Annotated in this window: 25 protein-coding genes and 2 tRNA genes; 10 read left to right on the top strand and 17 right to left on the bottom strand. The window is 67.1% G+C overall.

Features of this window, described 5'->3' with window-relative positions; genetic code table 11:
• Positions 1 to 29: 29 nt before the first annotated feature.
• From QF036_RS05090 to QF036_RS05080, 3 genes are all read right to left on the bottom strand, one after another.
• A complete protein-coding gene (locus QF036_RS05090; protein WP_307099812.1) occupies positions 30 to 269 on the bottom strand; it encodes a helix-turn-helix domain-containing protein in 240 nt (79 codons plus the stop codon).
• Positions 269 to 733, bottom strand: a complete 465-nt coding sequence (locus tag QF036_RS05085; protein ID WP_307099810.1) for a hypothetical protein — start codon at positions 731 to 733, stop codon at positions 269 to 271. The genes QF036_RS05090 and QF036_RS05085 overlap by 1 nt, the downstream gene beginning before the upstream one ends.
• 345 nt (positions 734 to 1,078) lie before the next feature.
• Positions 1,079 to 1,567, bottom strand: coding sequence for a DUF805 domain-containing protein (locus QF036_RS05080; protein WP_307099808.1), 489 nt, complete (start codon positions 1,565 to 1,567; stop codon positions 1,079 to 1,081).
• Between the two features lie 245 nt (positions 1,568 to 1,812).
• Here QF036_RS05080 and QF036_RS05075 point away from each other — a divergent pair, with 245 nt between their 5' ends.
• Complete coding sequence (locus QF036_RS05075; RefSeq protein WP_307099806.1) at positions 1,813 to 2,205, top strand: nuclear transport factor 2 family protein; 393 nt, start codon at positions 1,813 to 1,815, stop codon at positions 2,203 to 2,205.
• Between the two features lie 104 nt (positions 2,206 to 2,309).
• Here QF036_RS05075 and QF036_RS05070 read toward each other — a convergent pair whose 3' ends face one another.
• Positions 2,310 to 2,504 (bottom strand): hypothetical protein, encoded by a 195-nt coding sequence (locus QF036_RS05070; RefSeq protein WP_307099804.1) that lies wholly within the window; start codon positions 2,502 to 2,504, stop codon positions 2,310 to 2,312.
• Positions 2,505 to 2,683: 179 nt separating this feature from the next.
• A complete protein-coding gene (locus QF036_RS05065) occupies positions 2,684 to 2,947 on the bottom strand; it encodes a GlsB/YeaQ/YmgE family stress response membrane protein (protein ID WP_003801204.1) in 264 nt (87 codons plus the stop codon).
• 432 nt (positions 2,948 to 3,379) lie between these two features.
• On the opposite strand from QF036_RS05065, the gene QF036_RS05060 reads away from it, so the two are divergent.
• The 3 genes from QF036_RS05060 to QF036_RS05050 all read left to right on the top strand — a co-directional run bounded on the left by QF036_RS05060 (position 3,380) and on the right by QF036_RS05050 (position 4,998).
• The gene (locus QF036_RS05060; protein WP_307099803.1) at positions 3,380 to 3,625 is read left to right on the top strand and encodes a hypothetical protein; all 246 of its coding nucleotides are present in this window, start codon (positions 3,380 to 3,382) and stop codon (positions 3,623 to 3,625) included.
• A 95-nt stretch (positions 3,626 to 3,720) separates the two neighbouring features.
• Complete coding sequence (locus QF036_RS05055; protein WP_307099801.1) at positions 3,721 to 4,779, top strand: hypothetical protein; 1,059 nt, start codon at positions 3,721 to 3,723, stop codon at positions 4,777 to 4,779.
• A gap of 39 nt (positions 4,780 to 4,818) precedes the next feature.
• Entirely contained in the window at positions 4,819 to 4,998 is a 180-nt protein-coding gene (locus QF036_RS05050) for a hypothetical protein (protein ID WP_307099799.1), read from the top strand.
• Between the two features lie 114 nt (positions 4,999 to 5,112).
• Here the strand turns inward: QF036_RS05050 and QF036_RS05045 are convergent, their stop codons facing one another.
• The 10 genes from QF036_RS05045 to QF036_RS05000 form a co-directional block, all read right to left on the bottom strand.
• Positions 5,113 to 5,958, bottom strand: coding sequence for an aldo/keto reductase (locus QF036_RS05045; protein WP_307099797.1), 846 nt, complete (start codon positions 5,956 to 5,958; stop codon positions 5,113 to 5,115).
• A 113-nt stretch (positions 5,959 to 6,071) separates the two neighbouring features.
• Positions 6,072 to 6,515 (bottom strand): hypothetical protein, encoded by a 444-nt coding sequence (locus QF036_RS05040; protein WP_307099795.1) that lies wholly within the window; start codon positions 6,513 to 6,515, stop codon positions 6,072 to 6,074.
• A 6-nt stretch (positions 6,516 to 6,521) separates the two neighbouring features.
• On the bottom strand, positions 6,522 to 7,232 hold the full coding sequence (locus QF036_RS05035) for a bacterial proteasome activator family protein (protein ID WP_307099793.1): 711 nt from the start codon (positions 7,230 to 7,232) through the stop codon (positions 6,522 to 6,524).
• A gap of 38 nt (positions 7,233 to 7,270) precedes the next feature.
• Positions 7,271 to 7,735, bottom strand: coding sequence for a GNAT family N-acetyltransferase (locus tag QF036_RS05030; protein ID WP_307099791.1), 465 nt, complete (start codon positions 7,733 to 7,735; stop codon positions 7,271 to 7,273).
• A gap of 2 nt (positions 7,736 to 7,737) precedes the next feature.
• Positions 7,738 to 7,959 carry a YbdD/YjiX family protein gene (locus QF036_RS05025; RefSeq protein ID WP_307099789.1) on the bottom strand — a complete coding sequence of 74 codons (222 nt, stop codon included), beginning with the start codon at positions 7,957 to 7,959 and terminating at the stop codon, positions 7,738 to 7,740.
• The gene (locus tag QF036_RS05020; protein WP_373460084.1) at positions 7,959 to 10,259 is read right to left on the bottom strand and encodes a carbon starvation CstA family protein; all 2,301 of its coding nucleotides are present in this window, start codon (positions 10,257 to 10,259) and stop codon (positions 7,959 to 7,961) included. Before QF036_RS05020 ends, QF036_RS05025 begins: the two co-directional genes overlap by 1 nt.
• Positions 10,260 to 10,543: 284 nt before the next feature.
• Entirely contained in the window at positions 10,544 to 13,375 is a 2,832-nt protein-coding gene (locus QF036_RS05015) for an FtsX-like permease family protein (RefSeq protein WP_307099787.1), read from the bottom strand.
• A gap of 22 nt (positions 13,376 to 13,397) precedes the next feature.
• Positions 13,398 to 14,132, bottom strand: coding sequence for an ABC transporter ATP-binding protein (locus tag QF036_RS05010; protein ID WP_307099786.1), 735 nt, complete (start codon positions 14,130 to 14,132; stop codon positions 13,398 to 13,400).
• The gene (locus QF036_RS05005) at positions 14,129 to 14,743 is read right to left on the bottom strand and encodes a PadR family transcriptional regulator (RefSeq protein WP_307099783.1); all 615 of its coding nucleotides are present in this window, start codon (positions 14,741 to 14,743) and stop codon (positions 14,129 to 14,131) included. Before QF036_RS05005 ends, QF036_RS05010 begins: the two co-directional genes overlap by 4 nt.
• Positions 14,744 to 14,868: 125 nt before the next feature.
• Positions 14,869 to 15,852, bottom strand: coding sequence for an NAD(P)H-quinone oxidoreductase (locus QF036_RS05000; RefSeq protein ID WP_003801230.1), 984 nt, complete (start codon positions 15,850 to 15,852; stop codon positions 14,869 to 14,871).
• 113 nt (positions 15,853 to 15,965) lie between these two features.
• Between QF036_RS05000 and QF036_RS04995 the strand changes: the two genes are divergently transcribed.
• The 3 genes from QF036_RS04995 (at position 15,966) to QF036_RS04985 (ending at position 17,401) form a co-directional block, all read left to right on the top strand.
• Positions 15,966 to 16,053 (top strand) — tRNA-Ser (locus QF036_RS04995).
• A 305-nt stretch (positions 16,054 to 16,358) separates the two neighbouring features.
• Complete coding sequence (locus tag QF036_RS04990) at positions 16,359 to 16,490, top strand: hypothetical protein (RefSeq protein WP_307099781.1); 132 nt, start codon at positions 16,359 to 16,361, stop codon at positions 16,488 to 16,490.
• Positions 16,491 to 16,612: 122 nt separating this feature from the next.
• A complete protein-coding gene (locus QF036_RS04985; RefSeq protein WP_307099779.1) occupies positions 16,613 to 17,401 on the top strand; it encodes a VOC family protein in 789 nt (262 codons plus the stop codon).
• 229 nt (positions 17,402 to 17,630) lie between these two features.
• On the opposite strand, the gene QF036_RS04980 is transcribed toward QF036_RS04985, so the two are convergent.
• Positions 17,631 to 19,622 carry an FAD/NAD(P)-binding protein gene (locus QF036_RS04980; RefSeq protein ID WP_307099777.1) on the bottom strand — a complete coding sequence of 664 codons (1,992 nt, stop codon included), beginning with the start codon at positions 19,620 to 19,622 and terminating at the stop codon, positions 17,631 to 17,633.
• A gap of 61 nt (positions 19,623 to 19,683) precedes the next feature.
• Between QF036_RS04980 and QF036_RS04975 the strand changes: the two genes are divergently transcribed.
• The 3 genes from QF036_RS04975 (at position 19,684) to QF036_RS04965 (ending at position 23,794) form a co-directional block, all read left to right on the top strand.
• Positions 19,684 to 21,927, top strand: coding sequence for a prolyl oligopeptidase family serine peptidase (locus QF036_RS04975; RefSeq protein WP_307099775.1), 2,244 nt, complete (start codon positions 19,684 to 19,686; stop codon positions 21,925 to 21,927).
• A gap of 177 nt (positions 21,928 to 22,104) precedes the next feature.
• Positions 22,105 to 22,193, top strand: a tRNA-Ser gene (locus QF036_RS04970).
• Positions 22,194 to 22,318: 125 nt separating this feature from the next.
• The gene (locus tag QF036_RS04965) at positions 22,319 to 23,794 is read left to right on the top strand and encodes an MFS transporter (protein WP_307099773.1); all 1,476 of its coding nucleotides are present in this window, start codon (positions 22,319 to 22,321) and stop codon (positions 23,792 to 23,794) included.
• Here QF036_RS04965 and QF036_RS04960 read toward each other — a convergent pair.
• Positions 23,739 to 25,952: a RecQ family ATP-dependent DNA helicase gene (locus QF036_RS04960; protein ID WP_307099771.1), complete on the bottom strand. Its 2,214-nt coding sequence runs from the start codon at positions 25,950 to 25,952 to the stop codon at positions 23,739 to 23,741. The genes QF036_RS04965 and QF036_RS04960 overlap by 56 nt on opposite strands.
• Positions 25,953 to 26,032: the final 80 nt, after the last annotated feature.

The raw sequence follows: 26,032 nt of genomic DNA, 5'->3' as shown, positions 1-26,032 counted from the left end.
CCGTGTCCAGACCCTGCAGGTGATTAGGATCAGGGAATGCCAGCGGTGCCGCCTGAGGTGACCAGAAGGTCCCCGACCTGGCAGTCCAAGGCGTCGCAGATGGCTGTCAGGGTGGAGAACCTGATCGCTTTTGCCCTGTCGTTTTTCAGCACCGACAGGTTCACCAGACTGACGCCGACCCGCTTGCTCAGTTCGGTCAGGGTCATCCCGCGCTCTGCCAGCAGCTCGTCGAGCCGGCAATGGATTCCCGAGGTTTCGTCCGCCGGCATCAGACCAGGCCCTCGGTGTCCTTCTGCAGCCGGCGGCCAAACTGGAGGACCCCGGCAACAAGAACCAGGGCGATGCCCACCACCAGGGGAGCGGCGTTGAAGTCCAGGGAGAAGAGGTAGGACTCCCCTGGCACACGCCCGTTGGCTCCGATCAGGTCTGCCAGCCTGCTCCGTGCAAGGGAATCGAGGATCTGCCCGGCTGTCCCGGCCAGTGCGAGGACAACTCCCCCGGCACCAACGAGCCAATCGGATCCACGTGTGAAGAGAATCTCACTTCGGAGCCGGTAGGCGAGCAGGAAGACCAGCCCCAACACGGCAAGAATGCCGAGCTGGTTCAAGGCCTCAGCCCACGCCAGCAGTGCGGCCGGGCCGGAAGGTAGCACCGGAATGGTCGCGTCCAGGGCCGTGTAGTGTCCGGTCGCACCCAGCGACAATCCAGACGCAGCCTGACGCGGCGTTGCCACCGGAACCGTAAGCGTCACCTGCCCGGCAGAGGAAGCAACAATGCCCGACACCGTGAACGCCGTCGTCGTGACTGCTGCCGCCGCCGAGGCAACCATCAGCAAAAGCGCATCGCTTCTGGACACGATCTTCTTCCCGGCTGAAGCCTGAGCGGCGCGTTTGATGACTCCCATTAATCCCCCAGTTATCGAAACTCGTTAAAAACGACAATCGATAACATAGGGCGTTCACAAGCCGGCGTCAATCCCCTACGCACCAGCCTGCCGCCCTTACCAGGGCAAAAAGGAGCCCGCCGGGACGGCCGGTTGGTCCGTCGTCGGCGGGCTCCTTACGGTAATGCCCTGGCCTCAGGCTACCGGCACGTCGAACCGCTGCCCTTCGGGCTTTGACGGCAGGATGGTCAGGACCAGCAGTGCTATGGCCCCAAGGAACGGCACGAGCCCCAGCAGCACAAGCCAGCCGCTCACGTTTACGTCGTGCAGGCGCCGCACAGTCAAGGCCAGGGAAGGAACAATGGTCGCCAGTCCCCAGATGATGGCCAGGACGAGGCCAACCGTGGCGCCCGGACCGGGCACTGCAGTACCGTTGGCGGCCACGGTTGCTCCCGCCGAACCCCCGGCGGCCGTGATGATGTTGATGATGATGCCGACCACGGCCGCGACGAGCACCCACCACCAGTACTCACTCCGGCTGGCGCGACCCGAGAACGTGGCGTACTTCTTGAAAAACCGGCGGACTGCCACAGGAAAGGGCGCCCCGTAGTACGGTGCCCAAAGCGGCGGCTCCCCGGCACCCGCCTGATAGGCCTGCTGCTGTGGATATTGCTGATAGCTCATGGATTTCCCCCCACGGGTTCTGAGTTATGAGACGAGCCCATCCTAGGGGCCAAACTCCCGGATCCCCCGAGGGATGCAGAAAATTTACTGCGAATTTCACTTCGTGAATGGATAAGTGCGGGGATTCCGCTTCCGCTGACGCCGCGAGGCCCGGACGCCGGCAATCAAATGACCATCGACATCATCCTCGCGCAGGCTTAACCTTTCCTCGCTGGGACCCGACAACGACGACGGTGAGGTGCGAAATGGGAACCCGGGAAGATGTTGATTTGGTGCGGCGGGGTTACGAAGCGTTCGGTGCAGGTGACATGGACACTCTTCGCGGCCTGTTCGCGGAGGACGCCGTCTGGCATCTGGGCGGCAGCGGCGGGCTGTCCGGTGACAAGCAGGGCCTGGACGCCATCCTCGCCTATTTCGGCGAACTGTTCACACGATCCGACGGCACCATCAAAGTCGATTTGGACGATCTGATCGGCGGGGAAAATCACACCATTGGCTTCCAGAGGGTGCACGCGCAGCGCAACGGCGCTGCCATCGACCAACGCACCGTCATCGTCTTCGCACTAAAAGACGGCAAAGTCAGCGAGGTATACGAATTCCCGGAGGACACAGCCAAGGCCGCCGATTTCTGGTCCTGATAATTTGGTTTTTCCCCTGGGCGTGATATCCACAACGACGGCGGCCGGCCGGCTTTCCGCCTGTTCAACCGAGCGTTTCAACCGGGCATTTCAACCGGGCGCCGCTACGCGACGTCATCGGCGATGCTCCGGTCCGACAGGTGGGCCAGCAGGGCTTTTTCCGGATTGCCCGGGTTTTCCTCGAGGTGGCGCAACAGGCTGAGGCGCACGTCGGGCCCCGTGGCAACCGCAGAAAGGACATCGATAATGACGTCCATGACCTGACGGCGTATCGTCCAATCCTCCGAAGCGTACGTCATGTGCACCTCCCAACCGGCCGCGAGCTCTTTCCCCCGAGTGTTCTTGCGATCGATGCTGTTCCCTCGATCGATATAGTCGCTCCCACCGTGCCCGCCTAGCCCCGGAAACGCGGGAACCAGTGGGGCCGGCCCATGCCTGGGCCGACCCCACGTGCAGATCCCTGTGCTATGAAGTCAGGTCAGACCCGGCTTCTGCGTGTTACGGCGCCGTAGATCAGCAACACAATGACAGCTCCGAGGATGGACAACAACCAGGTCCTCAGGTCGAAGAAGTCACCCAAGCCACCACCGAAGATCAGCGAACCGATCCAGCCGCCGAGGATAGCCCCGACGACACCCAAGACGAGGGTGACAATCCAACCGCCGCCCTGCCTCCCGGGAAGAATGGCTTTTGCAATGGCCCCCGCAATCAGACCGAGCAGGAGAAATCCAAGAATTCCCATGACGCACTTTCCTTTCCACCAGACAGGTACCGCGGGTGTGGCACCAGCTATAGAGATGAGTTAATCAGCATGCTTAGTAGCTGGCAAGCACCCGATGCCCGTGCCCAGAAAATTCTCTTGTCAGGCCTGTGGGGCCGGTGCTATAAAAATCTGTATCAGCCAGCACCGGAAAACTAGGTCAAGGAGGGGTCCCCGGCAGCAAGTCAACGTCTCATGGACCGGGACGGGATACCGGTAAACGCAAAGCTGCTTATTGGGCGGAGAGCTTATAGAGAACGCCACAGCGCATAATGCGCAGGTGCAGCAACATCAGCGTGCGGATCCTATTCCCGCTAAGTGGTCCCCGGCTGCAGAAGCAGCCGGGGACCACATCACCCTAGCTGCAGAGGGGACCGCAGCATCCGGAGTCATTGAGCTTGTGGTTGGATTCCAGTGGACCAGGCGACAATCGTCAGCTACGCCGTCGGCTATATCGCCGTTGCCATAGCCGTTTTTCTTATGTTCCTGCCGGCGCTCGCCATTCTTGGCCTGCTTCTGCTCGGTGCCGGCGCCGTGCAAGTGATCGTTTTACTCATCAACGCCATAGCCGTTGGCCTCTACAAAGCCGTCCTCAGGATGTATCACTACCTGCTGGACAGGTGGCAGAGCGGCCATGGCGGCAGACTGGCCGCCCACTAGAGGGGGCACGACGTCCGGCGGAATGCGTCCCGCCGGACACTCCGCCCCGTGGGAAGGCATGCTGAAACCTGCGCGCCGAAACATATGATGGCTGCATGGAGGAGGAACTGGAGCGCGCCGCCCAGGCTTTGTACGCGCTTCCCTTCGACGAGTTCGTCGCCGCCCGCACTGCCGCCGCCAAGGATGCCTCCGCGTCCAACAAGCCCCTTGCCCAGGCGATCCGTACCCTGCCGAAGCCTTCCGTGGCCGCGTGGACCGTCAACATGCTGGCGCATCACAGCCCCGACGCCGTTCAGCAGCTCAGGACTCTCGGACAGACCATGCAGGAGGCCCAGGCGTCACTCGATGCCGCAGCCCTGAGGGAACTCGCCAAGGAACGGCGGAAGCTCCTCGGCACCGCTGTGGGTGAAGCACGGCTCGCCGCTGAAAAGCAGGGCCGGAAGATCAGCGGCGCAGTTGCCACCGAAGTGGAAGAGACACTGCGGGCCGCAACTGCGGATCTGGCGGCTGCCGCCGCCATCGAAAGCGGGCTGTTGCTCCGCGGACTGTCAGCCGACGGCGTGGACCAGGTTGATGTCAGTGACGCCGTGGCGGTTCCGTCCGCTCTCGGCAAGCTGCCGCCGCGGCCGCTCCCGCCGCAGCGGCCCAGTGGAATGCAGCGCCCCTCTGGCAAAGCACCGAAAGGTCGCCGGCAGGAACCATCCGCCGCTACGGCTCCCTCCGTTCAGCGCACAGGGACCCAGCCGCGGAAGGCCACGGCCCGGACGGACAGCGATGCCGACGCCACAGAGCCCGAGAAGCCGCGCCTCCATGCGGTCCGCACCGCTCCCCGCCCGGTCACGCCGTCCCTGCTGGAGAAGGCCGAGGCGGCGCTGGCGGAGGCTGAGGAAGCGGCCGCTGATGCCGCAGAAGAGGCCGCGCGCCGCGCCCAGGCCCAGGAGGAAGCCGCGGCAGCCTTCGTCCAGCTCACCGCGGACGTCAACGAGGCACGTCAGCGGCTTCGGGCCCTGGAGCTCTCACTGGATGCCGCGCGCAAGGACCGTGAGACGGCTGCCGCTGAGGCGAAGCAGTACGCCCGGGCAGCGGAGAAAAGCGAGCGGTCTGCCGTGCTGGCGAAGGAACGTGTGCTCCGGCTCCGCAACACGCCGGACTGAACTGCCAAAAATGTCAGACCCCGGTTGCACGATGGAGCCATGGAAATTAATCAGGAGTTCCACGTAACCTACTTCGACGCCGACTGCGGCCGGATCCGCTCGGAGGCCTTCGACACTGTGGCGGCGGCAGAGCGTTTCGCCAGCCGGAGCATCACCGGCGAGGACAGCTGGGCCATCATCGACGCCGTCGCGGTCCAGCAGGAACAGCTCGCCGCCTAAAGCCGTCAAAGCGTGCCCAGCCAAGCCCGAACAGCCCGGTCCGGTCAACGTGGAGAGGCCCCGCCGCGTCCGCTTGAGCGAACGCGGCGGAGCCTCTCAGCGGCCGCCCGGGAACTAGGCGAAGTCAGAAACAGCCGGGTCCGGGCCGATCCTTCCGGTCCCGTCCGCGGTCCGGTCCAGTCCGTTGATGGCCTCAACGTCCTCGGCGTCCAGCGTGACGTTCAGGGCGTCGAAGTTCTCGCGGATCCTGGACTCCGTGACGGACTTGGGGATGACGACGTTTCCGATGGCGAGGTGCCAGGCGATGACCACCTGCGCCGGAGTGGCGTCATGCTTCTGTGCGATGCCGGCAATAATCGGATCCTCGAGGAGCTCACCGCCCTGGCCCAGCGGAGACCAGGCCTGGGTCAGGATGCCCTGGGAGGCATTGAATTCGCGCAGTTCCGACTGGCTGAAGTACGGGTGGAGTTCCACCTGGTTGATCGCGGGCACCACGCCGGTCTCACCGATGATCCGCTGCAGGCCTTCGATGGTGAAGTTTGAGACACCGATGGACTTGACCTTGCCGCGCTTCTGAAGTTCGATCAGCGCCTTCCAGGTGTCCACGTACTTGTCCTGCTTGGGCTGGAGCCAGTGGATGAGGTAGAGGTCCAGTGTTTCAAGGCCCAGGCGCTCCAGTGACTCCTCGAACGCGGCAAGCGTCGATTCGTAACCCTGGTCGGCGTTCCACAGCTTGGTGGTGATGAAAATTTCCTCGGCCGACAGCCCGGAGCTGGCGATCGCGCGGCCGACGCCGGATTCGTTGCCGTAGATCTTGGCGGTGTCGATGTGGCGGAACCCGGCCTGGAATGCCTGGAAGACAACCTTCTCGGCGACGTCGTCTTCAACCTGCCAAACCCCGTAGCCCAGCTGGGGAATGGTGTTGCCGTCATTGAATGTCAGTGTTGGTGAAGAAGTCATTTGTCCATCCTGCCAACAAGCGAATTCGAGCGCACGGAATATGACGAAGCTAAGCTAGCCGCGTAACGGCCCGGCACGAGGAATATTTCGGGGGCAGGCGAAATACCGGCCGGTCAGGACTGCGACAGGAACCGCTCGGCGTCGGCCACCTGCTCAAATACCGTTTCCGCCCGGCGCCAGACCGAGGCCGCCCCGACGGGCACAGGTCCCACGGCGAGCCGGAGCATCGCGGCAGCCTCGGCGGTGGCGGCCAGCGAATTGCCCGCCTTCGACAGCGAGCGGTGAACACCGGACAGGGCGTGCGGAATATCCAGGCCGTCGCTGGGTGACCGCCGCTGCGCCTCAACACAGATCTCCCGGACACGGCCGGAGAGTCCCGCCAGCTGGTTGGCTATTTCGACCAGCTCTCCATAGAGCTGCTCGTCCTCCACGCCCTCGAGCACCTGATGGTACCGGTCAAGGCCGCGGTGGAACCGGTCATGGGCGCGGCGCCATAAGCCCTTGCCAAGTTCCGCGTCGTCTTTGCGCCCTTGCCGGGCGGCCGTGAAAAATCCCAAAGAGGCCTACAAGTACTGGCCGGGGCCGTGGTCGGGGTCTTCCTTCCGGCCCGGGTGCAGCGGGTCGGTGCCGGGCTGGGGTGCCTTGGCACGCTGCGGCTCGCCGTTTTCACCAATGACGACGCCGGGGGCGATGACGGTCCCCGGCGGAAGCTGCCGGAGCTGCATCTGGGCCATCGAGTGTTCCCGGGCCGCGTGCTGGGCGGCGATCGCCGTCTGGATGCCATGGAACAGGCCTTCCAGCCAGCCCACCAGCTGGGCCTGGGCGATCCGCAGTTCGGCGTCCGAGGGCGTGCCGTTGTCCGGGAAGGGCAGGCTGATCCGTTCCAGCTCCTGCACCAGTTCCGGCGCCAGGCCGTCCTCAAGCTCCTTGATGGAGCGCTCGTGGATCTCCGCCAGGCGGCCCCGTGCGGCGTCGTCGAGGGGCGCTGACTTCACCTCTTCCAGCAGTTGCCGGATCATGGTGCCGATCCGCATCACCTTGGCAGGCTCATCCACGAGGTCCTGCAGGCTGGCATGTTTGGGCTTGCCGGCGTCAACGGGACCATCGGCAGCCCCGGCATCGAGGGGAGTGCCCTCTACGGGCTCCTCGTCGTCCTGCGGCACGGAAGGCTCTGCCGCCTGCTGCGCTGCGGGCTGAACGCCGGGCTCGCCGGGCTGGACGGCGGCCTGCAGACCGGCCGCCTGGGTGGGTTGAGTGTCTTCAGGATCGCTCATGCGTTCATACTCTCACGGGCCCGGAACGCGGAGTCCAGTCAATGAAGCTCCTTGACCAGGATTTCGCCTTCGTCCGTAGCGAAACCGCATTTGCGGTAAAAACCGACCGCATAGGTGTTGGCCGGGACCCACACTTCAGCCACGCCGTTGCTCCTCATCCAGGCCTCCATGTCCGCGACAAGCGTCCGGCCAATGCCCCGACGGCGCCACTCGGCATGGGTGCCCATCTCCATCAGCAGCAGCTCCGCCCAGGGGCCGGGCGTCCGGCGCCGCTGGATGCAGCAGTGCAGGAAACCCACGGTCTGTCCCCCGGCCTCCGCCAGCCAGAAGAGAACTGAGGGGTCCGCAAGGAAGTCCCGGGCGCCGTCGGGGTCTAAGACCCCCGACGGCGCGGTGCCCGGAGCCTCGTCAAAGAGCTTGTCCGTGGCCGCCAGCGCGACGAGCGCGCCGGCATCCGCCGGCCCGATCCTGCGGACGGCGAATCCGGCCGGCAGAGTAGCCATGGTCAGCAGCACCTGCCCTGCGGGTTGGTGTCCTGGCGGTCGGTCCGGTCGCGCCAGAACGCCCGCTCGTCCATGGGCGGCGTGCCGTGGCTGGCCGCCGCATGGTGCTCCAGGTACTTCCGGTAAGCGTCAGCCCCCATGACTCCCTGCAGGTACTTCGCGAAGCCGCGGAAGGCTTGCGCTACCGGGGGCAGCAGGCCGCCCAGTCCCGCACCGGCACTCATCAGTGATGGCCTGCCCGCTCAGCACGCATATTTGCCGGCACCTTGTTCCATTCCGCCATGAGCTCGCGTTCGGCGGCAGTGGGAATCAGCCCGGCGGGTGCGTACACCCGCGAGGGATGGGGCCGGTCCTCGTTATTGAGGTTCGGGATCCCTGCCGTCGTGTTCCGGAAGGCCTTCACGGTGGCCGCCACTGCGGTGATGATGACGATGCTGCTCAGGACCACAAAGACGACGGACAGCCAGCCCTGGATCATGGTGTTGCGGACCACCGCTTCCATGGCCGCGGTGGTCTTTGCCGTGCCAAAGGAGGTCTTCCCGTCGGCCAGGGCCTTGCTGAACGCGGCGTTGTTGGCGAAGTACCCCACCGCCGGGACGGAGGAGAAGATCTTGTGGATGCTGGCCGTGATGGTGACCACCGCGGTGAAGGCCAGAGGCCCGGCAACAATCCACAGGTACCTGAAAGAGCCGCGTTTGGCCGCGATGGCCATGCACACCGCCAGGGCGATCGCGGCCAGCAGCTGGTTGGCGATGCCGAACAGCGGGAACAGGGTGTTGATGCCGCCCAGCGGGTCGGTGACGCCCATCAGCAGCACCGCGCCCCAGGCGCCGACCATGATCGCCGTGCAGAGCCACGCGCCCGGCCGCCATGACGCTTCCTTGAACCTCGGGGCAAAGTTCCCGATCGAATCCTGCAGCATGAACCGCGCAACGCGGGTTCCGGCGTCGACCGCGGTGAGGATGAACAGAGCCTCGAACATGATGGCGAAGTGGTACCAGAAGGCCATCATGCCGGTGCCGCCGATAAACTGCTGCATGATGTGGGCAAGGCCCACGGCCAGCGTTGGTGCACCGCCGGAGCGCGAGACGATGCTTTCCTCGCCCACGTTGGAGGCGGTCTGGGCCAGGACGTCGGGAGTGATGTTGACGCCGGCCAGGCCGAGTCCGTTGACCCACTGGGCCGCCGTCTCCACCGTTCCTCCGGTCAGCGCCGCGGGGGCGTTCATGGCGAAGTAGATCCCGCGGTCGATCGAAATGGCCGCCACGAGCGCCATGATGGCGACGAAGGATTCCATCAGCATGCCGCCGTAGCCGATGAAGCGGGTCTGCCGCTCCTTCTCGATGAGCTTGGGCGTGGTGCCGGAGGAGATCAGTGCGTGGAAGCCGGACAGCGCGCCGCAGGCGATGGTGACGAACAGGAACGGGAACAGTGCTCCGGAGAAGACCGGACCGTTCTCGCGGCCGGCGAACTCGCTGAAGGCGGGAACGGTGATTTCGGGGCGCACGACGATGATGGCCACGGCGAGCATCGCGATCACGCCGATCTTCATGAACGTCGAGAGGTAGTCGCGCGGTGCGAGCAGGAGCCACACGGGCAGGATGGCAGCGATGAAGCCATAGACGATGAGGCCCCACGCGATGGTGACCTTGTCCAGGTGGAAGAACGCAGCACCCCGTTCCGTGCCCGCTACGGCCCCGCCGCCGATGATGGCCGCCATGAGCAGCACAAAGCCGATGATGGAAACCTCCATGACCTTGCCAGGACGCAGGTACCGCAGGTATACGCCCATGAACAGGGCGATCGGGATGGTCATACCCACCGAGAAGACGCCCCAGGGGCTCTCGCCCAGGGCATTGACGACGACGAGCGCCAGGATCGCGACGATGATCACCATGATCAGCAGGGTGGCCACGAGGGCGGCGGTACCGCCGATGACGCCGAGCTCCTCGCGTGCCATCTGGCCGAGGGAACGGCCGCCGCGGCGCATGGAGAAGAACATGACCAGGTAGTCCTGGACGGCGCCAGCAAGGACGACGCCGATGATGATCCAGATGGTGCCGGGGAGATACCCCATCTGGGCGGCGATAACGGGCCCCACGAGCGGACCGGCTCCGGCGATGGCGGCGAAGTGGTGTCCGAAGAGGACGTTGCGGTCCGTGCGGACGTAGTCCTTGCCGTCGGCCTTGTATTCGGCGGGCGTTGCGCGGCGGTCATCAGGCTTGAGCAGATACCGCTCAATGACCTTCGAGTAGAAGCGGTAGCCGATCAGGTAGGTGCACACCGAGGCAAACACGAACCAGATGGCGTTGACCGTTTCGCCCCTGACGATTGCGAGCATGAACCAGGCCACGCCGCCCAGGAGTGCGATGGCAATCCAGATGGCGATCTTCGCAGGGGTCCATCTGCGCTCCTCGGCGTCGCGGACCGCGTCATCAACGGACGCCGGCGGCAGCGATCCGTCGGCGTCGGGATTCAGGTCCTCGGCCGCGGTTCGGGTCCCGTCCTCAGGCATGGTGCCCATGTCTCCTCCTTGAGATTCCCAGGTGGCACGGAGTGTGCCACGGGCACCCTACCAACGGGTATGGCTGCAATCGCGGCCATTTGCGGGGTGCTGCCCGGGGAATCGACGAGCGGTCGCGATGCCGCGGTGAGCGGGCGGCCTGCCACGGTGAGCGGACGGCCTGCCACGGAGACCCACGGCTTGCCGGGTTGTCCGCCGCCCGTCCCGTGCCGGCAGTCAGTGCCAACCCGGCTGTCAGGGCCAACCCAGCTGTCAGGGCCAACCCGGCTCTCAGGAGCCAACTGTCAGGAGCCGAGACTTCGCCGGGACACCGGCAGGCGGGCACGGGCAAAGGCCCAGGCCAGTGCGCTGCCGGTCAGCGGTACGCCAACGAGCAGGGCCAGCAGCGGCATCCAGGGAACGACGGGCTCTGCAAACATCCGGGTGGCCCCAATGAGGAGGACTGCGGGCAGCACCCCGGCGGCCACTCCCAGCGAGGTGCCAAGGGATGCGGTCATGAGGGACTGCGCAGCGGCCAGTGCCTTCCGCAGCCGCGGCGGCGCCCCGACCCCCGCCAGCGTCATGTGGTCTGCCCGGGCATCGGCGAGCGCCAGTCCCGTGGTGATGCCGGCGGCGCTGAGCGTGATGAGTGCGCTGGTGCCAACGATCAGCCACAGCAGTTCAGACCCCGTTCGGTCCGCTCCCGGCTCAACGTAGAAGCCCAAGGCCTGGATCCGGTAAACCTGCGCCAGTGCCGCCGATGCCCGGTCCTGCTCAGCGGCTTCCGGGTATGCGGACAGCTGGGCGAGCAGAACGGAGTTGCCCACGTGCATGCCCGCCCTGGACGCGGTGCCCGGTGGGATGACTCCGTAGAACGGGACCGGCACCTCCGGCGCCTCCACGACGGCAGGCAGCACTGTGTTGCTCTGGGGCTTGTAGGCAACGGCGGACCCGGGGCCCGGAACGGGCTGGCGAACGTCATAGGACTGAAGCGTGGTTTTCCCGTCCTTTTCGAAGACCGGGTTGCTGACCACCATTCCGCCGGTGTTCAGTGCCTCCAGCGCGGCAGGGCTGGGCTCCCGGCCCAGCAGTGCCCGGAGCTCGTCGGCGCCGCCAACCACCACTGGCGGAAGCTGGCCCGCGGCGCCGGCGGGGAACATCGATCCGTTGCACCGCCAGTCCTGCCCGTCCAGAACGCGGCCCTGCGGCGTGGCGGGGCATTCCTGGCCGGCCGGCACGGCGAGCTTGTATTGCCGGCAGTCCGCTCCGTCGGCATTGGCGGGAAGGGATCCACCGGCGGACGCCCGCATGTCGCACTTGCTCAGCACCGGGCCCTTCAGGACCTGCGTCCACTGCACGGCTTTAAGCTCCCGCTGCAGCGCCGCGGCTACGGCAGCCGGGTCAATCGGCGGGGCGGAGTCCGTCCCCGGTGATTGGACAGGTGCGGTTTCCAGCGGCAGCGAGACCTGGTTCTCCTGCGCAGCCCACATGTGGGTGCGCTTCGCCTCCCCCATCTGGCTGGCGGAGAGGACCATAGCGGCACTGGCAAGCGTCGCGGCGGCGAGGACCGCCGCCACGGCAGGCACCGTGCGGCTCCGGTTCCTGGCAGAGTCCCGGGCGGCCATCCGCAGTGGAAGCGGCAGCCAGGCGGTGCGTGCCGTTAGGATTTTCACGAACGTCCCGGTGAGCAGCACCAAAGCGGTGACCGCAAGGACCGCGCCGCCGGTGAGCAATGCCGCGAGCAGCGGGGTGCGGGCAGCCACGGCGTCCAGGTCACCGGTCAGTCCCAGCGTCCGCCCGGCCGCCAGGCAGATGATGGCCACAACCAGCAGAAAGGCTCCCACCCGAGCCGGCCAGGGACCCGAAGCAGCGGGTGCGCGGCCCGACTTCAACGCGCCGAGCACCGCCTGCCGCGCCACCTGCCGTGCAGGAACAACAGCGGCCAGGAAACATGCCAGCAGGCCCATGGCCATGGCCGCAACAGTCGGCAGGAGGTCCAGGTGGAAGCCAGGAAATCGGACGGAGCCCAGGTGCCTGGCGACGCTTGCTACCGCTGCAGCCCCGCCGGCCCCCACCAGGGCGCCGGCAACCACCGCGATGGTCCCAAGCCACAGCCCGGCGGCAGTCACCACCGCACGGACCGTGGGTGCTTCCGCACCGCTTGCGGCAAGCAGTGCCAGCTCGCGGACCTGCCGCTTGGCGCCCACGGCAAAGGCTGCGCCAGCCAGGAGGCCCACTTCGAGCAGGGCAAGTGCCCCGATGAGCACTCCGGCAATGTAGCCGGCGGCGGGCATGGCCCCGGAGTTGGCGGCAGCGCCCGACGTGACCGGCGGGTTCAGGGCCACGGCGCGGGACAGCACAGCGATGCCGGACTTGTTCAGGTCACGGATGTGGTCCCACGTGACGGGTTTTGAACCCACGAGGTAATACATCGTTTCGCCGAGCGGACTCCCCTGGGCGGCCGGGCTGTCGATTGCCGCCTGGCCCGGCTGGAGGAACAGGATGGGGTTGCCGTCCGAGTAGGTGGCATCCCGGAGGGTGCCGACGACGGCGAAGGTGCCGTCCGCCGTCGTCAGCCTGTCCCCGAGGCGGATCCCGAAGCGTTCCAGCGCTCCGGGCGAGACGAGGATTTCATCACGGGCGGCGGCCGGCCTGCCCTCCAGAAGCGTGTATTTGCCGGTGAAAGCGGGGTTCAGGGCGTCAACGGCCTTGGCCATCACCGGGACATCCGACGCGCCGCCATGGGACGCGCGGGCCCGGACCATGAGTGTGAGCTGCGTTTCGGTGAGGACTTCGTAGCCGGCAGGGATGGCGTCCCTCGGATTTCGCGGTGTGAAGTTTGGATCGATGGTGAAGTTCCGCGTCATGGTTGCCGTCTCCAGCACGGGATCCTGCACCGTCTCGGCGTTGGAGGCGGGCATGCTGCGGAGCCGCGCCTGGGTGCTGCCCAACTGGTACTGCACCCGTTCCGCGGGCGTTTCCTGCATGCTTTGCGCCAGGGCCGCGGCACCGGTCATGCCGGCAACGGGCAGCAGGATCAGCAGAATGATCAGCAGGGAGCGGCCGCGGTGCCGGCTGATGTCCCGGCGCGCCATCCGAAGGGCAAGACGGAAACTGTGCCAGCGGCCGTGGGGCACGGGCGCAACGTCAAGGGCCATCTCAGCCGGCCGGCGCCAGGAGAACCGCGGGATCGTGCATCGCCGTTGCCTCATCCACAATCCGGCCGTCGCGGATGAACACCACGCGGTCCGCCCACGCGGCATGGCGGGCCTCGTGCGTGACCAGCATGACCGCGGCGCCGTCGTCGGCCCGGGAACGGAGCACCTCCATCACGCCGTGGCCGGTGGTGGAATCCAGCGCACCGGTGGGTTCGTCGGCAAGGATCAGCCGGCGGCTCCCCACGATGGCGCGTGCGATGGCCACGCGCTGCTGCTGCCCGCCGGACATTTCATCCATGAACCGGTCCGCGAGGCCGGGGATCCCCACCTGCCGGAGTGCATCCAGTGCCTGCCGGTGCGCTTTCCTGGCCGGCACGCCGTCGAGTTCGAGCGGCAGTGCGACATTTTCCACGGCTGACAGCGTTGGAACCAGGTTGAAGTCCTGGAAGACGTAGCCCACGGCACGGCGGCGGAGCCGTGCCAGCGCGTTCAGTTCCAGCCCCGCCAGGGGCGTTGACTCCACAAAGACGGCGCCCGACGTCGGCCGGTCCAGTCCGCCGGCCAGCGCCAGGAGGGATGATTTTCCGGAGCCGGATGGCCCCATCACCGCAACGAATTCCCCGGCGTTGATGGTGAGGTCCACATCCCGCAGGGCGGCAACGGCCGTCGCTCCCTGCCCGAACGTCCTGCTGACCTTGGCGAGCTCAAGGACCTGCTGCGGTCCCTGCACGCTCACCGGCGGTTCTCCGCTGTGAGCGGGGCAGCCTCTTCCGCAGTGACCCCGTTGGACGGTTTACGTGCTTGGCTGCGCGTCCCAGAGGCCTGCGCAAGCTGCACCATCCTGGCCTCGCACAGGTCCAGCCAGCGGATCTCGGCCTCCGTCTGGAAGATCAGCGAATCCAGCACCAGCAACCAGGCCATGTCCGCCGCCCGCTGGTTGGCCGCGGTGTCCCGCCGGGACTTCGTGTAGTCCTGCAGCGCGCGCATGGAAGCGGCGCGCTGGGCCTGGATGATGGCTGCCACGTCCACCCCGGGCAGGGTGACGGCGAGCGCAAGCTTGATGGCGAGCTCGTTCCGCGGCGGATTGCTGCGTTCCACCGGCGTCGCAAACCAGCCCTGGACCTCGGCCCGGCCGGCATCGGTGATGCTGTAGACGACGTGGCCTTCGCCGTCGCCGCCGTCGTTGCTGACAAGGCCGTCACGTTCCAGCCGGTCGAGGGTCGTGTAGACCTGCCCGATGTTCAGAGGCCAGGTGGAGCCTGTGCGGTCTTCGAATTCGACCCTGAGCTGGTAGCCGTAACGCGGCTGGTCCTGCAGGAGGGCGAGGAGGCTGTGGCGAATGGACATCTGGCTCCTTGGCTGGAAGTCGGCGGCATGCACGCGCCCCCAAGACGCGTGCATACCGCGTATGTCCAGAGCGTAGCCCGTCTTTTCGCGAATGGCAATACTGAGTATCTACCGCCGGTGCGGCGTTACATCACCAGCAGGACCTTGCCCACGTGTTCGCCGGAGTCGAAGTACTTATGGGCCGCCCTTGCCTGGTCCAGCGGAAAGGTCTTGGCCACCAGCGGGTGGATCCGCCCGTCAGCAATAAGGGGCCACACGGAGTCCCTGACCGCCGTCATGATGACGCCCTTCTCCGCAGCCGGTCGGGGCCGGAGCGCCGTGGCCACGACGGCCGCACGCTTGCGCAGCAGCTGCCCGAGGTCCAGTTCCCCCTTGGCGCCTCCCTGCAGTCCGATGACGACGAGCCGGCCGTAATCCGCCAGGGCGTCGACGTTCTTCTGCAGGTACTTGGCGCCCACCACGTCCAGGATGACATCGGCGCCCTTGCCCCCGTTCTGCGCGCGGAGGCTCTCGGCGAAGTCTTCCTCCGCATAGTTGATGGCGATGTCGGCACCAAGAAAGGCCTTGGCGGTGCTGACTTTTTCGTCGGTGCCCGCGGTGGCCGCCACAGTGGCGCCCAACGCCTTGGCCAACTGGATGGCCATGGTGCCGATGCCTCCCGTGGCGCCGTGGATCAGGACGGTCTCCCCCGGCTGCAGCTGCGCGGTCATGACCAGGTTCGAGTACACGGTGGCCGCCACCTCAGGCAGGGCGGCAGCTGTGACCAGGTCGACGCCGTCGGGAATCCTCAGCACCTGTTCCGAGGGCACCGCGACCTGCTGCGCATAGCCGCCGCCGGACAGCAGCGCCACGACTTTGTCCCCGATGGAAAACGGCTTGGTCACGCCGGGGCCGAAGCCCGCGATCCTGCCGGAAACCTCCAGCCCGGGAATCTCCGAGGCGCCCGGCGGTGGCGGGTAGTAGCCCCTCCGCTGCTGGACGTCGGCGCGGTTCAGGCCCGCCGCCACAACATCGATGAGAACCTCGCCCTGGCCCGGCTCGGGAGCCGGCACCTCGCGGATTTCCAGCACTTCCGGCCCGCCGGGCTCCGATATAAAGACGGCTTTCATGGCGAACTCCCGATTTCTAGCTGATTCCTGCCCCAAAAATACTGTGCACCGGCGACAACTGCCACGCGGCGGTTTTTGTTGCAGCCAACTGCCTATGAAACACTACTAGTTAGGGAAGGTTGTCCGAGCGGCCGAAGGAGCTGGTCTTGAAAACCAGTGTGCGGTAACCCCGTACCAAGAGTTCGAATCTCTTACCTTCCGCGCAGGGCCGGCGGCGTGCGAAAAGCACCGCGCTGACGGCCATTTTGAAGGCCGGCCGGGCCAATCGAAAGGTTGGTTCTGCCGGCCTTTTGCGTGGGCAAGTGGTGGCTCTTTTGTACGGGCAAGTAGGGGTTCGGACCACAGTCCGAAAATCAGGTAGTCCGAGTACCTGCTCTGCAGAATACGAGTACGCGCCACTCATGCGCGCCGTTGCCGGAAGGCGTTCACTTGTATCAGCACAGCTCTATCCCGCGACCGCAGGACAGAGCTTCCGCATCCACCGTTGCATGTGGGGGGTCGAGGTCATGAGCAAGGCTGAGAAGCAGAGCCTGCGGTACTCGGACTACTACTGGTGCATGTCGCTGAAGGACTTCATTGAATGGATCGAGGCCGACGACGACCAGGAGCCGGCCACGTCATACTCGGACCTGCCCTGAGCGCACGCCTGAAGACGGCACACCCCCATTGAAAGTGTCACACCCCCGGCATAGTGTCGGTTCTGTCCGTAGCACCTCCATGACCTGCGGGAATGTCCCGCAAACAACACCAGGAGCAGACTATGCCTACGCCCGAACCCACTCCCGGCGCCCCCTGCTGGGTCGACCTTATGACCACCGATGCCAACCAGGCGAAACAGTTCTATGGCGAACTGTTCGGCTGGGACTTCCAGACCGGCGACCAGGAAAAGTACGGCGGCTACATCACCGCCACAAAGAACGGCAAGACCGTCGCCGGCATCATGCAGAAGCAGGAGGATCAGGCGGGCATGCCGGACATGTGGTCGACGTACCTGTGGTCGGACGACGCCGCCGCCACAGCCGCGGCGGTTCCCGCAAACGGCGGCCAGGTGTACATGGAACCCATGGACGTCCCGGAACAGGGCCACATGGCGTTCTTCGGTGATGCCTCCGGCGCCGCGATTGGTGTGTGGCAGCCGCGGGAGATGCGCGGTTACGAACTTGTGGGCGAACCGGGCGCCCCGGCCTGGCACGAGCTTCACACCAAGGACTACGCCGCCGCGGTGAAGTTCTATCAGGACGTGTTCGGCTGGGACACCGACGTCATGAGCGACACCCCGGAGTTCCGCTACACAACCCTGGGCGCCGGCAGGGAGGCTAAGGCCGGGATCTATGATGCGTCGGCCGACCTTCCCGCTGAAGTCCCCTCCAACTGGGTGGTCTATTTCGCCGTAGAGGACGCCAACGCCTCCATCGACAAGGCCGTCAAGTTGGGCGCGACGGTCCTTGACGGCCCGGACGACACACCCTACGGCCGGATGGCCACGCTGACCGACCCCACCGGGGCCAGGTTCAAGCTTCTGGCCGACACGGGCCAGGGCGCCCAGTAGGCGACGTTCCCCGAACGGATGCCGGGCGGCAGCTTCGCAGGAAGCTACCGGCCGGCATTCTTTGTGTGCCGTTAGGCCGGGAAACGAGGAAGCGTCCGGGCTCAAGCGACAGAACCTGAGGAAGCGTCCGGGCTCAAGCGACAGGACCTGAGGAAGCGTTTGGGCTCAAACGGCAGAACCTGAGGAAGCGTCCCAGCTCAAGCGACAGGACCTGAGGAAGCGTCCCGGCTCAAGCGGCAGGACCTGAGGAAGCGTTTGGGGGAAGTTCGAGGATGGCGCGGGCGATCTCGTCGGCGTCGCGGAGGGTACGCTGCCCGCTGGGGTAGACCGGACCGGCCTGCTGGGCCGCTTCGGCAGCAATGGCGGTTCCCCATTGGACGGCCGAGAGCTGAAGCCCGAGCACGTACATCCCGTCTGTGACCTCGCCGTTCGCCGCAACCGGCCGGTACGGGTGCGGGCGGACGTCGAGGCCGGAGGACTGCACCGGCGTGCCTTCCACCGTCATCATGGTCCGTGGCCGCACAAGCCCGTCGGCGAGGAGCTGCTCCAGCAGCGGGGACTCGTTGAGGGCCACCCGGTTGGCCGGCGCCAGTGCCTCCACCAGGGTGTGAGCTTCCGCGGCACCGCCGTGTACCCACGGCGAGGCGGCGGTGAAGGCGCGCTTCCCGCGGGCCACGCCGAACTTGGGGTCCGGGCCCACGAAGCTGACAATTCCGGCGCGCGCCAGTGCCGCCAACTGCTCGGCGCGCAGCGCCGGCGGACCGCTGGCGAGACCCTCCACCAGCGACTCAAACCAGCCCCGCAGGCCGGCGACCCATGACTCATCGGTGATCCCGCCGTCGGCCACCACCGATTTCAGCACGGCACGGCCGTGGTGCAGCGCCCCGATGGCCATCTTGACGGGATCGTCCTCGCCAAGCGCGGAGCGGCGGGCATCGTCGTCGAGGTAGTCGACGACGGCGGCGTCCAGCTCGGCGCGCGAGGCGAAGGTCTGCCCGGCCAGCGGGGCAGCAAGACCGCGCAGGTTCAGCCTGCTGTCCGGATGGACATGGCGGCCGACGACGGCGTTGAAGTCCTCTTCCCACCGGCCGGTGCCGTGGGCATGCGGGTGCAGGGCGTCGTCCAGTTCCTTGAGGAAGGCGGCATGGTCCTGAACAGCGTCCGGCTGCGAGCGCACGAGGGTCGTGTAATAGGCCCAGAGCGCGTCCCGGTGCAGGAGCGGCCAAAGGTCATGGTCGAAGGCCGGAACAATCCCGGCGGCCGAGAACCTCCGCAGCGCCTTGCCGGTGAAGTAGCGGAGTGTGACCGACGCCGGGTAGTAGCCCGCGAGGGTGGCCTTGGACCGGTACGGCGTTCCGCGCCGGGACGCGGCGAGGATGAAAGGCTCCTGGCCAGAAGGCAGGTACTCGAGGGCGTCCCCTGCCTCCACGAACTTCCCTCCCCTGCCCTCCGTGAGCTGGCCCATCACGTCGAAGAAGTTCAGGCCCATCCCGCGGACCAATACCGGCTCCTGCGCGGGAATCACACTCCAGTCGACGTCGGCAGGAACGGCCGGCGGCAGGTAGCGCAGGCCGAACTGCGCGGCGGCCGCCTGCAGTTCGCGCTGTTCGGGGCTGAGGCGGGACGCGAGGTGGCCCAGCGCGAGGACGACGGAATCGACGGTGAGGGTCCCGCCGTCGTTCGGTTCGCCACCCTCCGATCCACCACCGTCCAGTTCGACCTCGAACCTTCCGTCCGGCTGCCGGCGCGCAGCGGTGGCCGTCGCCTGGTGCATTTCCACGGTGACGCCGTCGGGCAGCGCGGCGAGCAGCTCCTCGAGGGTGGACCGCAGGTAGCGGCCATAGATGGCGCGGCTGGGGAAGTCGCAGGATCCCAGCACGGCGAGCTCCGCCCGCTCGTCGTCGGAGAGCCCGGGCAGGGGGCTGTGCTGCTGGGCTGTACGCCAGCGGTCGAAGGTGGTGCCCGCCACCGGCGCGGCCAGACCCGTGTCCTCGGGAACGAGCGTGGGGTAGAACGACTGCGTGTTCATCAGGTAGAGGCGCGACTGTCCGGGCTGCCAGACGTGCCCCGGACCGGCGGGAAACGGATCGATGACGTCGATGTGCAGGCGGGCTCCGGCGGGGCCGGCGGCGGACCAGTTGGCGAGCAGCCGCTCCAGCACGCTGGTACCCCTAGGACCGGCGCCAATCAGCGCGGTCCGGATGCTCTGCGAAATAACCACGCCTTCCAGAGTATCGGCATGTGACTTGCTAGCTGAGTGGGGATGTTGTTTGGATGGGCGCATGACCACCACCGCAGCTGATTCTGCCCCCGCGTCCGGCGCCGCTCCCACAGAGACCGCGCCCGCGCCCACCGACGAGAACATCTGGCTGGAGGACATTTACGGCGAGGAACAGCTGGCCTGGGTACGCGAGCAGAATGCCCGCACGGAGGACCTCCTGGAGGACGCCGACTATGCCCGGCTCGAGGGCGAGATCCTCGAGGTGCTGGACTCGACGGACAAGATCGCCATGGTGAGCAAGCACGGCGAGTGGTACTACAACTTCTGGAAGGACCGGCAGAACCCCAAGGGCCTGTGGCGCCGGACCAGCTGGGACAGCTACCGCAGCGACGCCCCTGAGTGGGAGGTGCTGCTCGATGTGGACGCCTTGGCGGCCGCCGACGGCGTGGAATGGGTCTTTCACGGCGCAAACCTGCTCCGGCCCGAACCCGGGCAGCCGTACCGGCGCGCTCTGGTGGCGCTCTCCCCCGATGGCGGCGACGCCAACCGTTACCGCGAGTTCGACGTCGAGACCCGGGCTTTCGTTGCTCCCGCCATGGGCGGCTTTGACCTCCCGACGGCGAAGGGGAACGTCTCATGGCTCGATGCGGACACGCTGCTGGTCGCCAGCACGGCCGATGGGCTCCCCCGCACTGCGTCGTCGTACGCCCGCACGGCCGTGCGGCTCCGCCGCGGCCAGGTCCTGGCCGATGCGCCGCGCATCTTCGAGATCCCCGAAGACCACATGATGGCCATCGTGGCCCACGACTCAACCCCGGGCTTTGAGCGGACGTTCGCCGTGGACTGGATCGACTTCTTCAACCGCCGCACCTCCGTGCTCCAGGACGGCGACTGGGTGCCGGTGGACGTGCCCACCGACGTGAACACGGGCGTGCACCGGGAATGGCTGCTGTTCCGGCCGCAGCTCGACTGGACGGTGAACGGGACCACCTACGCGGCGGGCTCCCTGCTGGCCGCTGATTTCCGGGCGTACCTGGCCGGCGAGCGCGAACTGACGGTTCTCTTCGCACCGGACGCGCACACCTCCCTGCAGTCCTGGAGCTGGACGCGGAACTTCCTGCTGCTGAACCTGCTGAAGGACGTGTCCTCGGAAATCCGCGTGCTGGATCCTGCCGGCTCATGGCGGTCCTCGCTGCTGGACGCCTGCCCGCCGTTGCACGACGTCAATGCCTTCGCCGTGGACGACGAGGACGAGGCGGAAAGCGGGGCCGGGGACGACTTCTGGCTCGTTGCCACCGGCTTCACGACGCCGAGCACGCTGACCCGCGGCACACTGACCCGGGACACACTGGCCCGGGGAACTGCCGACGGCGGGGCTTCAGGCGGAACTGCCGTGGCAGGCGTGGTGAGCAGCCATGCGGAGGTGAAGGCGTCGCCGTCGTTCTTCAATGAAGCGGACTACGAGGTGCAGCAGCACTTTGCCGTCTCGGCGGACGGCACGAGGGTCCCGTACTTCCAGGTGGCCGCGCGGGGCCTGGTCCTTGACGGGCAGAACCCCACGCAGCTCTCCGGCTACGGCGGCTTCGAAGTCTCGCGCACGCCGGCGTACAGCGGCACCGTCGGCCGGGCGTGGCTGGAGCGGCGCACTGCCGCGGTTCCGGGCGACGGCCTAGCGGAGGGGCACAGCCGCGGCGGCGTGTACGTCGTGGCCAACATCCGCGGCGGCGGGGAATACGGCCCGTCCTGGCACCGGGCAGCGCTGCAGGAGAACCGGCACCGCGCCTACGAGGACTTTGCGGCGGTGGCCAGGGACCTGATCTCGCGGGGTGTCACCAGCAGGGAACGGCTCGGCTGCGTCGGAGGCTCCAATGGCGGCCTGCTCGTGGGCAACATGCTGACGCGGTACCCCGAACTGTTCGGTGCCGTGTCCTGCGGGGTGCCGCTGCTGGACATGCGCCGGTACACGAAGCTGTCGGCAGGACACTCGTGGATTGCCGAGTACGGCGACCCTGACCTGCCCGAGCACTGGGAATTCATCAAGACCTTCTCGCCGTACCACCAGCTGAAGGACGGCGTGGAGTACCCGGAGACGTTCATCTGGACTGCCACCTCCGATGACCGCGTGGGTCCCGTGCAGGCCCGGAAGATGGCTGCGCGGATGCTGGCCATGGGCATCCCCAACATCTGGTTCCACGAAGCGCTGGAGGGCGGGCACGCCGGCGCCTCGGACAACCGGCAGGCGGCCGCGCTCCAGGGCCGCAGCCAGCACTTCCTGTGGAAGGCGCTGGCAGAAGGCACGGCCTGACGCGGTCCTCCTGGAGTTTTTGTACAGATATCGCGAGACAGGGCCGCTTGAGCCCGCATTATCTGGACAAAAACTCCGGCGGTTGGGCCGGGCCGCCGCGTTTTTCGCGGGCGGCACGGGCCGTTTTGCACTGGGTGGCCGGTTCTGCGTATCCTTGGTGGGCTAGTAATAGCAATTGGAGACGTGCCAGAGCGGCCGAATGGACTTCACTGCTAATGAAGGGTCGGGGTTAAACTCGACCGGGGGTTCAAATCCCCCCGTCTCCGCGTTTGGCCCCGGTCCTCGGACCGGGGCCTTTTGCGTTCCCGGGCTCCTGCGTCTCGGCGGCGGCAGCCGTCCGCGTGCCGGACGGTCAAGGCGATAAAGCGCTTTCCGGTGGCAGGATGAGTCCATGAACAAGCTTTCCGCCAACGAGGCCTGGAGCCCCCGGCTGGCCCTGCTTGTGGCGGCCACGTTCTTCATGGAATTCCTCGACGGGACGGTCCTGACGACCGCCATTCCGAGCATCGCCGGGGACTTTGGGGTGCCGTCGGCCAGTGTGAACATCACCATGACCGCCTACCTGATGACGGTGGCCATGGGCATCCCGCTGAGCGGCTGGCTGGCAGAGCGGCTCGGGGCCCGGCGGATTTTCTGCCTTGCCATCGCTGTCTTTACCGTGGCGTCGCTGCTGTGCGCTGCAAGCCAGGACCTCACGGTGCTGACCGTCAGCCGCGTCCTGCAGGGCCTGGGCGGGGCGATGATGGTGCCGGTCGGTACGCTGCTGGTGCTTCGCGGGACGCCAAAGTCGGATCTGCTGCGCGCCACGGCCTATCTGGTCTGGCCCGGGCTGCTGGCTCCGGTCCTGGCGCCACTCGTGGGCGGCGCCCTGACCACATACCTGTCCTGGCACTGGATCTTCCTGATCAATCTGCCGCTCGGCGCCGCCGCCTTCCTCGCCGCCCTGCGCCTGGTCCCCGCCGTCCCCGGCGACAGCAACCGCCGGCTGGACTGGCTTGGACTTGCCCTCACAACGGCCGGCGTGGGAGCGCTGGTGGCGGGACTTGAACTGGCCAGCGGCCACCCCGGCGGCTTTTGGACCTGGCCGAGCATTCTGGCCGGGGTTCTCGCGCTGGCAGTGGCGGTCTTCTGGATGCGCCGCGCGGCCCACCCGTTGTTTGATCTGACAGTGTTCGGCACCCGCACCTTCCGGGCGACCAACTCGGGCGGCTTCATTTACCGGCTGACCATCAGTGCCGTGCCGTTCCTGTTGCCGCTGATGTTCCAGAACGGCTTCGGATGGAGCCCCCTGCACGCGGGCATCATGGTGGCCGCCGTGTTCATCGGCAACATCGGCATCAAACCCGCGACGACGCCGCTCATCAGGCGCTTCGGATTCAAGCCCGCGCTGGTGTTCGCGTCCCTGGCGTCGGCTGCCACCTTTGCCCTCTGCGCGATGCTGACCCCGGCCACGCCGGAACCGCTGGTATTCGCGCTGCTCGTGTGCAGCGGGGCGTTCCGTTCCATTGGCTTCTCCGCGTACGCGTCGGTCCAGTACGCGGATATCCAGCCCGGGCAGCTGACGTCTGCCAACGCCGTCTCGGCCACGATCGTTCAGCTGGCCACCGGGGCCGGAATCGCAGTGGGCGCCCTGCTGCTGCGCCTCTTCGAGTCGGAGTCCCTGCTCTCGTCCGGGCTTGGCGGCGTCCTGTTAGCCGGACCTGATGGTAGCGGCGTGGCCGCCTACCGCGGCGCATTCCTGTCGATTGCGGTGCTGATGCTCCTCAGCACCGTCGACAGCCTTATGCTGCACCGGCATGCGGGGGCCGAGGTCAGCCGGCCTGGGCCAGCGCCAGCGGAAGCACCGCGCCCGCACCGGCCCGCCTGAGCGCGCGCCCCGCGACGGTAACCGTCCAGCGGCTGTCCACGAGGTCGTCGATAAGCATCACGCTGCCGCCGCCCAGGCCTGCGAGCTCTGCCGCCAATGACTCCCCCACCACGAGCCGGTCCCACACCCCGGCCAGCCGGTAGGCGCTGTTGCCGCCGCGTCCGCCGGTGGGCCCGCCGTGGTCGAGCTGCAGCTGGCCGATGTACGGGATGCGGCCGATCTGGGAAATGCCCCGGGCCAGCGAGTCCACAAGTTCGGGCCTGCTGCGCGAGGGCATGCTGACGATCGCTGCCGGCCTGCCTGCGCCGCTCCAACCGGGAATCCGCGAGTTACCGGCGCCCCATTCGCGCAGCACCTGGACACAGGCCTGCAGCATGCCGGGATCGACAGCGCGGTCCGGAGCCCCGGCCGCGAAAAGTTCGCGCAGCGCCCCGCCCCAGCCCAAGTCCGTCAGCCTGGCGAGGACCCGGCCGTCCGCTGTGTTTTCGTCGGGTTTGATCTTGCCCTTCACCGGCACTCCGAGGCGGTCCATTCCGCTGGGCCACTGAAGCCTGGACTCCAGCACAATGCCCGCGCGGCTGAGGGTCTGCCCGGCAGCCTCCGTGGCTGTGGACGCGACCTCCGCGGGGAACCATCGGCCGGCGCAGTTGTCGCAACGGCCGCAGGCGGCGGCGGTTTCGTCGTCCAGGACGGAGGTGATGTACTCCATCCGGCACCCGGCAGTGTCCTGGTAGATGACCATGGAGTCCTGCTCGTCCACCCGCGCTTCCGCGATGCGGCGGTACCGTTCGGCGTCGTACGTCCAGGGCATTCCGGTGGAGCGCCAGCCGCCGCCTACTCGTTCCACTGCACCATCCACGGCGAGCACCTTCAGCAGGAGTTCCAGGGGCGTCCGGCGAAGGTCCACCCGGGCTTCCAAAGCCACGGTGGACACGGCCGAGCCGGCCTCCGCCAGCGCGGTCAGCACAGCCGCGGCCTTCTCCTCGGAGGGCATGGAGGCAGTGGCAAAGTATTGCCAGATTTCACGGTCCTCGGATCCGGGCAGGAGCAGGACGTCTGCGTTGGCGGCGCCACGGCCCGCCCTGCCCACCTGCTGGTAGTAGGCAACCGGGGACGACGGGGCGCCGAGGTGCACCACGAACCCGAGGTCCGGCTTGTCGAAGCCCATCCCCAGCGCGGAGGTGGCCACCAGCGCCTTGACCTGGTTGTCCTTGAGGAGCTGCTCCGCCCTCTCCCGGTCAGCCGGGTCGGTGCGGCCGGTATAGGCCAGTACCTCGTGGCCTGCCTCCGCAAGCAGCCTGGCCGTGTCCTCGGCGGCGGAGACCGTCAGGGTGTAGATGATCCCGCTGCCCTGCAGATCCGCGAGGTGCGTGAGAAGCCAGCCGAGACGCTCACGCGAGTCGGGCAGCGCCAGGACCCCGAGCCGCAGCGACTCCCTGCCCAGCGCGCCGCGGATGGTCAGCACGCCGTCGCCGAGCTGTTCCTCGATGTCGTGGACCACCCGGGAGTTGGCCGTGGCTGTGGTGGCCAGTACCGGCACGGTGTCCGGAAGCTGCGTGATGAGGTCGGCAATGCGCCGGTAGTCGGGCCGGAAATCGTGGCCCCAGTCGGAGATGCAGTGGGCCTCGTCGATGACCAGCAGCCCCGTGCGCCGGATGAGTTCCGGCAGCTGGTTTTCGCGGAACGAAGGGTTGGTGAGCCGCTCGGGGGAAACCAACAGGACATCCACCTGGTCAGCGGCAAGCTGCTCCCGCACCGTGTCCCACTCCAGCTGGTTCGCGGAGTTGATGGCCACGGCCCGTACACCTGCCCGGGCTGCTGCCGCCACCTGGTCCCGCATCAGGGCCAGCAGCGGCGAAACGATGAGCGTGGGTCCCGCCCCGCGTCGGCGGAGCAGCAGGGACGCCACGAAGTAAACTGCGGACTTTCCCCAGCCTGTCCGCTGCACCACGAGCGTCCGGCGGCCGCCGTCGACCAGCGCCTCAATCGCCTCGAACTGGCCGTCGTGGAAGTCGGCATCCGGCCGGCCCACCAGCTCGCGCAGCACCGACAGGGCCTGGCCCCGGGTCCCAGTGACCGCTCCCTCATCCCTTCCGGCGCCGGTGCCGGAGGGGCCGGGGGCAGAAGCAAGGACAGGAGCGTGCTGGTTATTTGCCATTGATTCAGTATCCCAGCCGCCTCTGACACACCAAACCCCGGGCACCCGCCATGTGGACAACGCCGGCGCGCGCTTCTGTG

Source organism: Arthrobacter globiformis, from assembly GCF_030817195.1.
In the GTDB taxonomy this organism is placed as follows: domain Bacteria; phylum Actinomycetota; class Actinomycetes; order Actinomycetales; family Micrococcaceae; genus Arthrobacter; species Arthrobacter globiformis_D.
Note: the sequence above shows the minus strand (reverse complement) of the source record. Positions and strands in the feature narration are given on the sequence as shown.